Annotated in this window: 13 protein-coding genes and 1 tRNA gene; 2 read left to right on the top strand and 12 right to left on the bottom strand. The window is 62.5% G+C overall.

The features are described from left to right. Positions 1-134: 134 nt before the first annotated feature. The 6 genes from B551_RS00830 to petA all read right to left on the bottom strand — a co-directional run bounded on the left by B551_RS00830 (position 135) and on the right by petA (position 4,484). A tRNA-Thr gene (locus B551_RS00830) sits at positions 135-210 on the bottom strand. Between the two features lie 81 nt (positions 211-291). Then, complete coding sequence (locus B551_RS00825) at positions 292-786, bottom strand: ClpXP protease specificity-enhancing factor (protein ID WP_006575791.1); 495 nt, start codon at positions 784-786, stop codon at positions 292-294. 55 nt (positions 787-841) lie between these two features. Next, the gene (locus B551_RS00820; RefSeq protein ID WP_006575790.1) at positions 842-1,453 is read right to left on the bottom strand and encodes a glutathione S-transferase N-terminal domain-containing protein; all 612 of its coding nucleotides are present in this window, start codon (positions 1,451-1,453) and stop codon (positions 842-844) included. A gap of 237 nt (positions 1,454-1,690) precedes the next feature. Then, positions 1,691-2,434, bottom strand: a complete 744-nt coding sequence (locus B551_RS00815) for a cytochrome c1 (RefSeq protein WP_006575789.1) — start codon at positions 2,432-2,434, stop codon at positions 1,691-1,693. Between the two features lie 26 nt (positions 2,435-2,460). Beyond that, on the bottom strand, positions 2,461-3,864 hold the full coding sequence (locus B551_RS00810) for a cytochrome b (RefSeq protein ID WP_006575788.1): 1,404 nt from the start codon (positions 3,862-3,864) through the stop codon (positions 2,461-2,463). Between the two features lie 2 nt (positions 3,865-3,866). Continuing rightward, on the bottom strand, positions 3,867-4,484 hold the full coding sequence (gene petA / locus B551_RS00805) for a ubiquinol-cytochrome c reductase iron-sulfur subunit (protein WP_023263298.1): 618 nt from the start codon (positions 4,482-4,484) through the stop codon (positions 3,867-3,869). Positions 4,485-4,716: 232 nt separating this feature from the next. On the opposite strand from petA, the gene mscL reads away from it, so the two are divergent. Continuing rightward, positions 4,717-5,148 carry a large conductance mechanosensitive channel protein MscL gene (mscL, locus tag B551_RS00800; RefSeq protein ID WP_006575786.1) on the top strand — a complete coding sequence of 144 codons (432 nt, stop codon included), beginning with the start codon at positions 4,717-4,719 and terminating at the stop codon, positions 5,146-5,148. Between the two features lie 62 nt (positions 5,149-5,210). Here the strand turns inward: mscL and B551_RS00795 are convergent, their stop codons facing one another. Continuing rightward, the gene (locus B551_RS00795) at positions 5,211-5,957 is read right to left on the bottom strand and encodes a Nif3-like dinuclear metal center hexameric protein (RefSeq protein WP_006575785.1); all 747 of its coding nucleotides are present in this window, start codon (positions 5,955-5,957) and stop codon (positions 5,211-5,213) included. Positions 5,958-5,976: 19 nt separating this feature from the next. Here B551_RS00795 and B551_RS00790 point away from each other — a divergent pair, with 19 nt between their 5' ends. Next, positions 5,977-7,167 (top strand): Do family serine endopeptidase, encoded by a 1,191-nt coding sequence (locus B551_RS00790; RefSeq protein ID WP_006575784.1) that lies wholly within the window; start codon positions 5,977-5,979, stop codon positions 7,165-7,167. A gap of 535 nt (positions 7,168-7,702) precedes the next feature. On the opposite strand, the gene B551_RS00785 is transcribed toward B551_RS00790, so the two are convergent. The 5 genes from B551_RS00785 to B551_RS00765 all read right to left on the bottom strand — a co-directional run bounded on the left by B551_RS00785 (position 7,703) and on the right by B551_RS00765 (position 11,354). Beyond that, entirely contained in the window at positions 7,703-8,791 is a 1,089-nt protein-coding gene (locus B551_RS00785; RefSeq protein ID WP_006575783.1) for a porin, read from the bottom strand. 236 nt (positions 8,792-9,027) lie between these two features. Continuing rightward, positions 9,028-9,816, bottom strand: a complete 789-nt coding sequence (gene tatC, locus B551_RS00780) for a twin-arginine translocase subunit TatC (protein ID WP_006575782.1) — start codon at positions 9,814-9,816, stop codon at positions 9,028-9,030. A 125-nt stretch (positions 9,817-9,941) separates the two neighbouring features. Then, positions 9,942-10,463, bottom strand: a complete 522-nt coding sequence (gene tatB, locus B551_RS00775; protein WP_006575781.1) for a Sec-independent protein translocase protein TatB — start codon at positions 10,461-10,463, stop codon at positions 9,942-9,944. Between the two features lie 144 nt (positions 10,464-10,607). After that, on the bottom strand, positions 10,608-10,850 hold the full coding sequence (tatA, locus tag B551_RS00770; protein ID WP_006575780.1) for a Sec-independent protein translocase subunit TatA: 243 nt from the start codon (positions 10,848-10,850) through the stop codon (positions 10,608-10,610). A 147-nt stretch (positions 10,851-10,997) separates the two neighbouring features. Further along, positions 10,998-11,354 (bottom strand): histidine triad nucleotide-binding protein, encoded by a 357-nt coding sequence (locus B551_RS00765; protein ID WP_006575779.1) that lies wholly within the window; start codon positions 11,352-11,354, stop codon positions 10,998-11,000. Between the last annotated feature and the right edge of the window lie 16 nt (positions 11,355-11,370).

Genomic DNA, 11,370 nt, shown 5'->3' with positions numbered 1-11,370 from the left:
GTAACAGAGGAACAAAAAGCGAGCGCCCATATGGTGGCGATAAATTCAGCAGCGCGCAGTATGCCAACATGCAGCTTTCATCGACCGCAAAGAAAAAGGGGTTGCGCTGTATTGGCGCAACCCCTCGATTTTATTGGTGCCGGCTGCAGGACTCGAACCCGCCACCTGATGATTACAAATCAACTGCTCTACCTGATGAGCTAAGCCGGCATGAATGCAGACCGCGATTCTACTGCATGCGGGCTGCCTTGGCGATGGTTGGCCAGTCAAGAACTGACCGGCCGAAGGGGCTTACTTGACGACCTTCAACGAAGGCTTGCGCGTACCAATCCGGGGCACCGGGGGCGGATTCGGATCGTCGTCGTCCGAAGCATCGGCGCCGTCGGCTTGCGCGGCGCCATCGCTTTCGACCGGAGCCAGTTTCGGCGGCGGATTCAGTTCTCGTTCGGTTGCAGCCTGGGTCTCTGGCACGCTGCGTTCGACCGGGAAGGCCATGCCCTGCCCGTTCTCGCGCGCGTAGATTGCCAGCACGTTATCGACCGGCACGTCGAGCTTGCGCGAGACGCCGCCGAAGCGGGCGCTGAAGCTGATCCACTCGTTGCCCATTTCCAGACCGCTGGTCGCGTCGAAGCTGACGTTCAGCACGATCTCGTTGTTCTTGACGAATTCGCGCGGCACGTTGGTGTTCGCGTCGACGAACACGGCGATATACGGAGTGAAGCCGTTGTCCGTGCACCATTCGTAGATGGCGCGGATCAAGTAGGGCTTGGTCGAGGTTTCAGGCATAAGACTTCCAGAGGCGTCGCGCCGGTGGCCCGAGCGGACTCGGGCCAGGGCCGGCTTAGCGGCGCATCACCTTTTCCGACGGGGTCAGCGCTTCGATATAGGCGGGGCGGCTGAAGATCCGTTCCGCGTACTTCAGCAGCGGCGCGGCGTTCTTCGACAGCTCGATGCCGTAGTGGTCCAGGCGCCACAGCAGCGGAGCGATGGCGACGTCCAGCATCGAGAACTCTTCGCCGAGCATGTACTTGTTCTTGACGAAGATCGGCGCCAGTTGCGTCAGGCGGTCGCGGATCGCGCCGCGGGCACGCTCGTGGCTCTTCTCGGCGGTCTTGCCCTTTTCGTTCTCCAGCACGTAGACGTGGGTGAACAGTTCCTTCTCGAAGTTGAACAGGAACAGGCGGGCGCGGGCGCGCTGTACCGGATCGGCCGGCATCAGCTGCGGGTGCGGGAAGCGCTCGTCGATGTACTCGTTAATGATGTTGGATTCGTACAGGATCAGGTCGCGCTCGACCAGGATGGGGACCTGGCCGTAGGGATTCATCACCGAGATGTCTTCCGGCTTGTTGAACAGGTCGACGTCGCGGATTTCGAAGTCCATGCCCTTTTCGAACAGGACCAGGCGGCAACGCTGAGAGAACGGGCAGGTGGTGCCCGAATACAACACCATCATGGTTGGGATTCCTTGGAGGCGGCGCTAGGGCCGAAGTTGGGTCAAACATTCTGTCAGAACCCACCATCGGAAAGCAAATTCGTTACAAATAGCGTAACGGAATGCTGGATTGGTGGCTCGGCGGGCGCCGCATGGGGCGCCCAGTGGCTCGATCCAATTCATTCCGTCACAAAGGAAAAAGGGCCAGGCGGTGCCGCATACGCAACTCCGCACTAGCCCTCGGGCGGTCTACCGGGATTACTTGACGTCTTTCCAGTAGGCGGCGTTCAGGCGCCAGGCGAACACGGTGAAGATGCCCAGGAACAGCAGCACCCACACGCCCAGACGGCGGCGATGGTTCTGCGCCGGCTCGGCCATCCAGTCCAGATAGGCGACCAGGTCGGCGACGGCGGTATCGTACTGCAGCGGCGTCATGCTGCCGGGCGTCAGCTGTTCGAAACCGACGAACTTGTGCACTTTCTGACCATGCTCTTCCGCCTCGGCGAACTTGGCGGCGCGCTGGCCCTGCAGTTCCCACAGCACGTGCGGCATGCCGACGCTCGGGAAGACCAGGTTGTTCCAGCCGGTCGCACGGGTGTCGTCGCGGTAGAAGGTACGCAGATACGTATACAGCCACGCGTCGCCGCGGGCGCGGGCGATCACCGACAGATCAGGCGGCGCGGCGCCGAACCAGGCCTTGGCGTCCTTCGGCTGCATCGCGATGGTCATCGTTTCGCCGACCTTGTCCGCGGTGAACATCAGGTTCTCGCGAATCTGCTCTTCGGTCAGGCCGATATCGCGCAACCGGTTGTAGCGCATCATCGACGCGCCGTGGCAGTTCAGGCAGTAGTTGACGAACAGCTTGGCGCCACGCTGCAGCGAGAACAGGTCGCTGGTGTTGACCGGCGCCGGCTCGAGCGGATAACCCCCTTCGGCGGCGATGGCGGGCGCACCGGCAAAGCACGCACCGGCCAGCGCGAGAATGGAAAGCAGCTTTTTCATCGTTGTTCCTTGTCCTTGGGCCTGGCTTAGTGGTGCTTGAACGTCACGCGGTCGGGCACCGGCTGGAAGGTGCCGACGCGGCTCCACAGCGGCATCGCGAGGAAGAAGGCGAAGTACAGCAGCGTACCAAGCTGCGACACCTTCTCACCGATCGGCGACGGCGGCTGCACGCCGAGGTAGCCCAGGATCAGGAAGAACACGACGAAGACCATCAGGATCGTCTTGTGGAAAGCCGGACGGTAGCGGATCGACTTGACCGGCGAATGGTCGAGCCAGGGCAGGAAGAACAGGATGATCACCGAACCGCCCATGATCACCACGCCCCAGAACTTGGCGTCGATGAAGTAGAAGCCCAGCGCCAGCAGCACCGCGATCGCGACCGCGATGCCCTTGACCTTCAGGCTCTTGCTGCGAAGGAACAGGATGCCCAGCAGCACCGCGAAGAAGATCCACAGGATCGGCAGGAAGTTGGCCGTGGTGGCACGCAGCATCGAATAGAACGGCGTGAAGTACCAGACCGGCGCGATGTGCGGCGGCGTCTTCAGCGGGTCGGCCGGGAAGAAGTTGTTGTGTTCCAGGAAGTAGCCGCCCATCTCGGGGAAGAAGAAGATCACGGCCGAGAAGAGGATCAGGAACACGCCCACACCCATCAGGTCATGGACCGAGTAGTACGGGTGGAACGGGATGCCGTCGATCGGCACGCCGTTTTCGTCCTTGTTGGCCTTGATCTCGACGCCATCCGGGTTGTTCGAGCCCACTTCGTGCAGGGCGATGATGTGCGCGACCACCAGACCCAGCAGCACCAGCGGCACGGCGATCACGTGGAACGAGAAGAAGCGGTTCAGCGTTGCGTCGCTGACCACGTAGTCACCGCGGATGAACAGCGACAGGTCCTGGCCGATCACCGGGATTGCCGAGAACAGGTTGACGATCACCTGGGCGCCCCAGTACGACATCTGGCCCCACGGCAGCAGATAGCCCATGAAGGCCTCGGCCATCAGCGTCAGGAAGATCAGGCAGCCGAAGATCCAGACCAGTTCGCGCGGCTTGCGGTACGAACCGTACAGCAGCCCGCGGAACATGTGCAGATAGACGACCACGAAGAATGCCGAGGCGCCGGTCGAGTGCATGTAGCGGATCAACCAGCCCCAGGGCACCTCGCGCATGATGAACTCGACGCTGGCGTAGGCCACCGGGATGCCGGCGGCGTTCAGCGTGCCGTCGGGCTTGTAGTTCATCACCAGGAAAATGCCGGTGACGATCTGGATCACCAGGACCAGCAGCGCCAGCGAGCCGAAGAAGTACCAGAAGTTGAAGTTCTTCGGTGCGTAGTACTTCGACAGATGGTCTTCCCACAGCTGCGTCGCCGGGAAGCGCGCGTCGATCCAGCCCAGCAGGCCGGTCGTCTTGACTTGCTTTTCCGCCGCCATGATCAAGCCTCTCCTTTTTCGTCTTTGCCGATCACGATCGTGGTGTCGGTGAGGAACTGGTATGGGGGAACGTCAAGGTTCTGGGGTGCCGGCTTGTTCTTGAAGACGCGGCCTGCCAGGTCGAAGGTCGAGCCGTGGCACGGGCAGAGGAAACCGGGGTCGGAACCGAGGGTGGGATTGGCACCAGCCGCGAACGGGCCGGACGGGGAGCAACCGAGATGGGAGCAGATACCGACGACGACGAGAATGTCCTTGTGCTCGGGCCGGGAACGGGTTTCGTTCCTGCAGTACTCGGGAGTCTCCATCGTGAACGGGATTTCCGAGTCCGGGTCGGCCACTTCGGCGTCGGTCTTTTTCAGCGACGCCAGCATTTCGTCGGTGCGACGCAGAATCCAGACGGGCTTGCCGCGCCATTCGACCGTCATCATTTCGCCGGGCTTGAGCCCGCTGATGTCGGCCTCGACCGGCGCGCCTGCCGCCTTGGCCTTTTCCGACGGTGCAAACGTACTGACAAACGGCACCGCAACTGCCACTCCTCCGATGCCGCCAGCCACAGACGTCGCGATCAACCAATTGCGACGCCCCTTATCCACGCTCTTCACGCTTTGCTGGTCACTCATTCCAAACCCCAGGGGAAGTCAATTTAGATTTTGCGTCAACCGTAAATTGTACCTTAGGCACATTGGCCAGTGAAAGCGCGGTTACCCGGGGGTGTTCGGTCATCGCGCCTGGGTGTAGGGGAGCGACATCAGTCTGCCGCAAAGCCGCTTCAGGCTTGCGTTTGCGGCATCGTTGCGGCAGTCTTGCGCTGCGGTCCGTGGTGAAAAATGAACAACAGCAAGGAGTTAAGCCATGAGCATGATGTCGGAATTCAAGACCTTCGCGATGCGCGGCAACGTGGTCGACCTCGCGGTCGGCGTGATTATCGGCGCAGCTTTCGGAAAAATCGTGGATTCCGTGGTCAATGACCTGATCATGCCCCTGGTGGGCCGCATCATCGGCAAACTGGACTTTTCCAATCTGTTTCTGGTGTTGTCCGATCCCCCAGCCGGAACGCCATTGACGCTCGATGCCTTGAAAAAGGCCGGCGTGCCGGTATTCGCCTACGGCAATTTCCTGACCATCCTGGTCAACTTCCTGATCCTGGCCTTCATCATTTTCATGATGGTGCGTGCGATCAATCGCCTGCGCGCCGCCGAACCGCCGGCACCGGCGCCCGAGGATCCGGAAGACATCAAGCTGCTGCGCGAAATCCGCGACAGCCTGAAGAGCAGCCGCGCCTGAGTGCAGTCGGTACCGGCCTCACGGCCGGCGCCCGGTGAGAAAGCCGGCTGAGAAAGCCCGCTTTATACCGGGTTCGGAATGTCGATGAAGGTATGGCGCAAGCCGAACTGCTGCGCCAGATGGGTGCCGAGCGCGCGGACGCCGTAGCGCTCGGTGGCGTGATGGCCGGCGGCGATATAGCCGACGCCGCTCTCGCGCGCCAGATGCGTGGTCTGCTCGGACACCTCGCCGCTCAGATAGACATCGACTCCCGCTGCAATCGCTCCGTCGAAATAGCCTTGCGCGCCGCCGGTACACCAGCCCACCGTGCGTACCGGCTGATCGGGATCGCCGATCGCCAGCGGCTCGCGGCCAAGCACGCCGGCGATGTGGTCGGCCAGCATGCGCAGCGTCATCGACTGCGGCAACGTGCCGGTCCAGCCGAGCTGATCGTCGCCGAAACGTCCGGTCGGATTCAAGCCGAGCTCGCGTCCCAGTTGGGCGTTGTTGCCTAGTTCGGGATGGCCGTCCAGCGGCAGGTGATACGCCAGCAGATTGGTGTCCGACACCAGCAGGCGGCGCAGCCGGCCATGCTTTTGGCCGATCACGCGGGCATCCTCGCCGCGCCAGAAATAGCCGTGATGGACCAGGATGGCATCGGCACCGGCTTCGATCGCGGCATCGAGCAGAGCAACACTTGCGGTCACTCCGGTCACGATATGAGTGACTTCCGGCCGACCTTGTACTTGCAGACCATTCGGACAATAGTCCTTGTAGCGGGGGACCTCCAACAGGTCGTTCAAGTACAATTCAAGCTCTTTTGTTTTCATTTTCAGCCCAAACTCCAATATGTTGCGCCGCTTCTGGCTGTTCTTTGCCCAGGCCGTCACGGTTGTGCTGGCCATCTGGTTTGTCGTGGCGACGTTGAAACCGGATTGGCTGCAACGCGGGCGCGTCGCGGTCCAATCCGGTTCGCCGATCGTCGCGCTCAAGGAAGTGGTGCCGAATGTCACCGGACCATCGGCGGAACGCTCGTATAGCGAGGCGGCGCAGCTGGCGATGCCGGCGGTCGTCAACATCTTCACCAGCAAGAACGGCGCACGCCGGGGCAATCCGCAGGCCGACGATCCGTGGTTCCGCTTCTTCTTCGGTGACCGGCTGCCCGAGCGGCAGGAGCCGGTATCGAGCCTGGGCTCGGGGGTGATCGTCAGCGCCGAGGGCTACATTCTAACCAACCATCATGTGGTGGACGGCGCCGACGAGATCGAGGTCGCGCTGACCGACGGCCGCAAGGCCAACGCCAAGGTCGTGGGCTCAGACCCGGAAACGGACTTGGCGGTGCTCAAGATCACGCTGACGGATCTGCCGGCGATCACGCTGGGGCGCCTCGAGAACGTCAAGGTCGGCGATGTGGTGCTGGCGATCGGCAACCCGTTCGGCGTGGGCCAGACGGTGACGATGGGCATCGTGTCGGCGCTGGGCCGCAGCCACCTCGGCATCAATACCTTCGAAAACTTCATCCAGACCGACGCCGCGATCAACCCGGGCAACTCCGGCGGCGCGCTGGTCGACGCGCAGGGCAATCTGCTGGGCATCAATACGGCAATCTACTCGCGCTCGGGTGGTTCGCTGGGGATCGGCTTCGCGATTCCGGTGTCGACCGCCAAGCAGGTAATGGAGTCGATCATTTCGACCGGTTCGGTGACGCGCGGCTGGATCGGGGTCGAGCCGCAGGACATGACGCCGGAGATCGCCGAGTCGTTCGGGCTCGAAGCGAAGGAAGGCGCGCTGATCGCCGCGATTGTCCAGGGCGGCCCGGCAGACAAGGCCGGCGTGCGTCCGGGAGACGTGCTGGTCGCCGTGCAGGATCAACCGATCACCGATACCACGGCACTGCTCAATGCGATCGCGCAGCTCAAGCCGGGTACGGAAGTCAAGATGAAAGTCGTACGCCGCGGCAAGCCGACCGAAGTCACGGTGATGATCGGCAAGCGTCCTCCGCCGCCGCGGCGTGTGTTGCCGTACGACGAGGAAGATTGAGGAGGATCCTCCCTTCCCCGTCGGCGGTCGAACAAAAGCCCCTTGGTGTTTGCCAAGGGGCTTTTTTATTGGCGTCTACCGATCGTGGATGAGCCGAGCGGTTTGGATTGCCATTCGGATTGCCGATCGGTAAGGCGTACGCCGCGCGATCTTTCGAGATGCGCGTGCTGATGGCGCAGAGCCGGTCTTCCCGCTGCCCTGCCCACCCACACCGAACCCAGCCATGCTTTGGGGGACCGATGAAGGCGATGCGGCCGCACCGACAGGCGTTCGGCTAAACGTCGACGCCAGCGTGGAGATACCAAGAGACGGTTGGAGCCCGACAGCATGCCGCCACCTGTTGGTCTGCTCGTCGACTCCAATCCACAGCTAGAGCACTTCGGCGGGGCAGCGCGCCGCTTGCATAGCGCGCTTCGCAGCGCCCGATCCTGCAGATCCAGACCTGACAAAACGGACCCTACAAAACAAAACGCCGGCATCCCGAAGGATGCCGGCGTTTCGATCAAGCTAACTTGATGCGATCGCTCGCGTCAAATTAGAACTTGTGACGCACGCCGATGATGGCACCGAACTGGTCCTTGCCCGGCTCCACGTTGAACGTGGCAGGCGCGGTGGCGGTAGCGGCGGTGTTGAAGCCCGACACGCCCAGAGCCGAACCATCCTTGTTCAGGGTGTACGACAGCGAGGTGTAGATGTCGGTGCGCTTCGACAGAGCGTAGTCGCCGGTCAGCACGAATTGCCACGGATCAGCACCGCTGCGGCGGAAGTCCTGGTAGTACGCAGCACCCGTGACCGAGAAGGCCGGGGTCATTTGGTACGCCAGGCCAGCCCAGTACAGGTTCGACGTCGTGGTGTCAGCACCAACAGCGCCCGGCAGAACAGCGCCGTCCGAAGCCTTCGCCCAACGGTAGCCAACGAAAGCCTTGGCCGGACCGAAAGCGTAGGTACCAGCAACCGTAGCGCGGCGGATCACCGGAGCCTGGTTAGCTTCGGTACCGACGTGCAGGTCGTCGTAGGCAGCACCGATCGCGAACGGACCAGCTGCGTACGACAGCATGGCGCCCATTTCGCGGCCGAACACGTTGCGGCCAGCAACTTCTTGGCCGTCAGCGCGGAACGAGTACATTGCCGACGCGGTCAGGCCGCCGAACTTGCCGACGTACTTGACGGCGTTGTCAGCACGCGATTGGAACTCGACAGCTTGCGAGGTGATCGAGTAACGCGGAGCGATCGCCATCGGGTCGAACTGCAGACCGAAGTCGTAGAACGGGGTCTGTTGACGGCCCAGGGTCAGGGTGCCGAACTGGTTCTGCAGACCGACGTAGGCGCTACGACCGAACAGACGGCCACCTTGGCCCGAACGGCCGGTGTCGAGATCGAAACCGCTTTCCAGCACGAACAGACCCTTCAGGCCACCGCCCAGGTCTTCCACGCCACGCAGGCCCCAACGCGAGCCCGACTGGCCGCCGGACGTCATCTTGAACAGGTTTTCGCCCGTCTGACCAGCGTTGTTGTTGTACTCGATACCAGCGTCGACCACGCCGTACAGGGTCACGCTCGACTGGGCGTAGGCACCACCAGCGGCCAGGGCGGCGACTGCAGCTGCAAACAGTTTCATCTTCATATCGACACTTTCCTTGTCAACTGATTGGGAAATCTTGGGTTGCCCAAGTGCTTGGGCGACGCATTCACCATCACGTCTGCTGCGTATTATGTGTCAGGCTCCCGCGCGCTCAGAAGGCTTTTTCGTCGTAAACCGTTCCTGAGGGCGGCTTTTGTTGCTGAACAGCAACAGGAGAAACGGTGATTTTCCCCATTTTGGTGCAAAAAGGACGCAATGTTTGCGCCCCGTAGCACCAATCAGTCGGCTTGCGACTCCTTTGCGGCGCCGTCATTGGGCAACGGACGGCCGATGACCTTGGCCATCAGCAGGCCAAGCTCGTAGAGCAGGATCAGCGGAATCGCCAGCAGCAGCTGCGACAGCACATCGGGCGGCGTGACAATGGCCGCGATGATGAAGGCGCCAACGATCACATACGGGCGGATCTGCTTGAGTTTCTCCAGTTCCACCACGCCGAAGCGCACCAGCACGATGACGACCACCGGCACTTCGAACGTGATGCCGAAGGCGAGGAACGTTGTCATCGCGAAGCCGAGATACTTGTCGATGTCGGTCGACATCTCGGCGCCCAGCGGCGCGTTGTAGTGCGCCATGAAATGGAACACCGTGGGAAACACCAGGAAGTACGCGAACGCCACGCCGAACAGGAACAGCAGATAGCTGCTGGTGACCAGCGGCATGATCAAACGCTTCTCATGCTGATAGAGACCGGGCGCGACGAATTGCCAGACCTGGTACAGCACCCATGGCAGCGCGATCAGGAAGGCGACCAGCAACGTGACCTTCATCGGCACGAAGAACGAGCCGGTCACGTCGGTGACGATCATCTTGCCGCCCTTGGGCAGCGACTCCATCAGCGGACGCGCAAACAGATTGAAGATATCCGGCGCCCAGTACACCAGGCTGACGAATACCACCAGCACACCGGCGACGGCCTTGACGATGCGCTCGCGCAGCTCCACCAGATGCGAGATGAAGGTTTCCTGCTGGGATTCGTCTTGGGGTTCGGGAGAACGCGATTCGCTCATGGCGGCAGCCGCTCAGCAGCGGTGGGCGGACAACAGGGAAGAGAAAAGCGACATCGCACGCGGCAAGGCGCGCGACAAACGTGCGGACCGGTCGGCCGCCGGCATCGGGGCGGACTGCCGCATGGTCACTCGAAGAAAGAACGCGCGGGGCGCGTTGCCGGGCGGTGCCGCTTGACGCGGGCAGCGCCGGACTGCGCCCAGCCGCGGACATTGTTCTGGCGCTTGTACCACTTCGGCACGGCGGCCTGCTTGACGCGCCAGCTCTTGCGGCCGTTGTGCATCTTGTGCGCGGTATCCCAGCTCGGCACATACGGCGCCGGCGCATCCCCCGAGCCGGCGCCGGGCGCGCCAGGCTCGGCGATCGCATCCGACAATGCCTCGTTCAGCGACTGGGTCTGCTCGTTGACCTCTTTATGGATGGTCCGCTCGACGTCGCGCGCGGCGTCCTCGAACTCGGTACGCATCCGACGCAACTCATCGAGTTCGACTTCGCGGCTGACCTCCGCCTTCACGTCGCTGATATAGCGTTGCGCGCGGCCGACCAGCGCGCCGACGGTGCGGGCGACCTTGGGCAGCCGCTCGGGCCCGATCACGATCAGCGCGACCGCGCCGATCAGCGCCAGCTTGGAAATGCCCAGATCGATCATGCGGGATTCAATGCCAGTGCCGACAGCGGGCGGGCGCAATGCCGCACGCCGCTGCCGGGAGGAAGGAGGAAATCAGTGTACCGGGGCACGGCCGGACCGATGCGGGGCCGTGCGGGCCGGACGCCGACTGACTGCATGGTCGGATTACTGCTGCTGGCGCGACTTTTCCTTGGCGTCCACGTCGATCGTGGTCGAATCGCGCAGTTCCTTCGGCGTACCGGTGGCAGTGTCCTCGCCCGCCGGGGCGTTGGGGTCCTTCATGCCGTCCTTGAAGCCCTTGACCGCGCCGCCCAGATCCTGGCCGATGTTGCGCAGCTTCTTCGTACCGAAGACCAGCATGACGATCACCAGCACGATCAGCCAATGCCAAATGCTAAACGAACCCATTTTCCTGCTCCTGATGAAGCCCCGCGGGGCACCTTGCCACGCGGACCCGTTGTTCCGTCCGAGCTCGCACGCCGGGCGACGGTAGCCGGCGCTGTTTCGTCCGCCGCAAGCGGCCAGACGTGATTCTCTACTGAAGGCTTGCCGCGGCTACGGCAGCGCGACCTTCCATTCGGTCCGCGGCCCGCCCATCACGTGCAGATGCAGGTGATAGACCTCCTGGCCGCCATCCGGACCGGTGTTGATCACGGTGCGAAAGCCATTGCCGCAACCCAGTTCCTGGGCCAGCTGCGGCGCCTTGAGCAGCATTTTAGCAAGCACGTCGCCTTCGCCCGGGCCACAGTCGGCGAGCGAGTTCACATGCACCTTCGGAATGATCAGGAAGTGCACCGGCGCCTTCGGATGGATATCGTGGAACGCCAGCATGTCGGCGTCCTCGTACACCTTGCGCGACGGTATCTGGCCGGCGACGATCTTGCAGAAGATGCAATTCTCGTGTGCGTTCATGAAAGTTTCATTGCGA

Source organism: Cupriavidus sp. HPC(L) (assembly GCF_000307735.3).
Taxonomy (GTDB): domain Bacteria; phylum Pseudomonadota; class Gammaproteobacteria; order Burkholderiales; family Burkholderiaceae; genus Cupriavidus.
The sequence above is the reverse complement of the archived record's forward strand: the minus strand, read 5'-3'. Positions and strand labels throughout refer to the sequence as shown.

What these genes read in the sequence shown, in the direction of transcription:
- B551_RS00825 (WP_006575791.1), bottom strand. Translation starts at nt 786, where the DNA reads ATGCCTGAAACCTCGACCAAGCCCTACTTGATCCGCGCCATCTACGAA.
- B551_RS00820 (WP_006575790.1), bottom strand. Translation starts at nt 1,453, where the DNA reads ATGATGGTGTTGTATTCGGGCACCACCTGCCCGTTCTCTCAGCGTTGC.
- B551_RS00815 (WP_006575789.1), bottom strand. Translation starts at nt 2,434, where the DNA reads ATGAAAAAGCTGCTTTCCATTCTCGCGCTGGCCGGTGCGTGCTTTGCC.
- B551_RS00810 (WP_006575788.1), bottom strand. Translation starts at nt 3,864, where the DNA reads ATGGCGGCGGAAAAGCAAGTCAAGACGACCGGCCTGCTGGGCTGGATC.
- petA (WP_023263298.1), bottom strand. Translation starts at nt 4,484, where the DNA reads ATGAGTGACCAGCAAAGCGTGAAGAGCGTGGATAAGGGGCGTCGCAAT.
- mscL (WP_006575786.1), top strand. Translation starts at nt 4,717, where the DNA reads ATGAGCATGATGTCGGAATTCAAGACCTTCGCGATGCGCGGCAACGTG.
- B551_RS00795 (WP_006575785.1), bottom strand. Translation starts at nt 5,957, where the DNA reads ATGAAAACAAAAGAGCTTGAATTGTACTTGAACGACCTGTTGGAGGTC.
- B551_RS00790 (WP_006575784.1), top strand. Translation starts at nt 5,977, where the DNA reads ATGTTGCGCCGCTTCTGGCTGTTCTTTGCCCAGGCCGTCACGGTTGTG.
- B551_RS00785 (WP_006575783.1), bottom strand. Translation starts at nt 8,791, where the DNA reads ATGAAGATGAAACTGTTTGCAGCTGCAGTCGCCGCCCTGGCCGCTGGT.
- tatC (WP_006575782.1), bottom strand. Translation starts at nt 9,816, where the DNA reads ATGAGCGAATCGCGTTCTCCCGAACCCCAAGACGAATCCCAGCAGGAA.
- tatB (WP_006575781.1), bottom strand. Translation starts at nt 10,463, where the DNA reads ATGATCGATCTGGGCATTTCCAAGCTGGCGCTGATCGGCGCGGTCGCG.
- tatA (WP_006575780.1), bottom strand. Translation starts at nt 10,850, where the DNA reads ATGGGTTCGTTTAGCATTTGGCATTGGCTGATCGTGCTGGTGATCGTC.
- B551_RS00765 (WP_006575779.1), bottom strand. Translation starts at nt 11,354, where the DNA reads ATGAACGCACACGAGAATTGCATCTTCTGCAAGATCGTCGCCGGCCAG.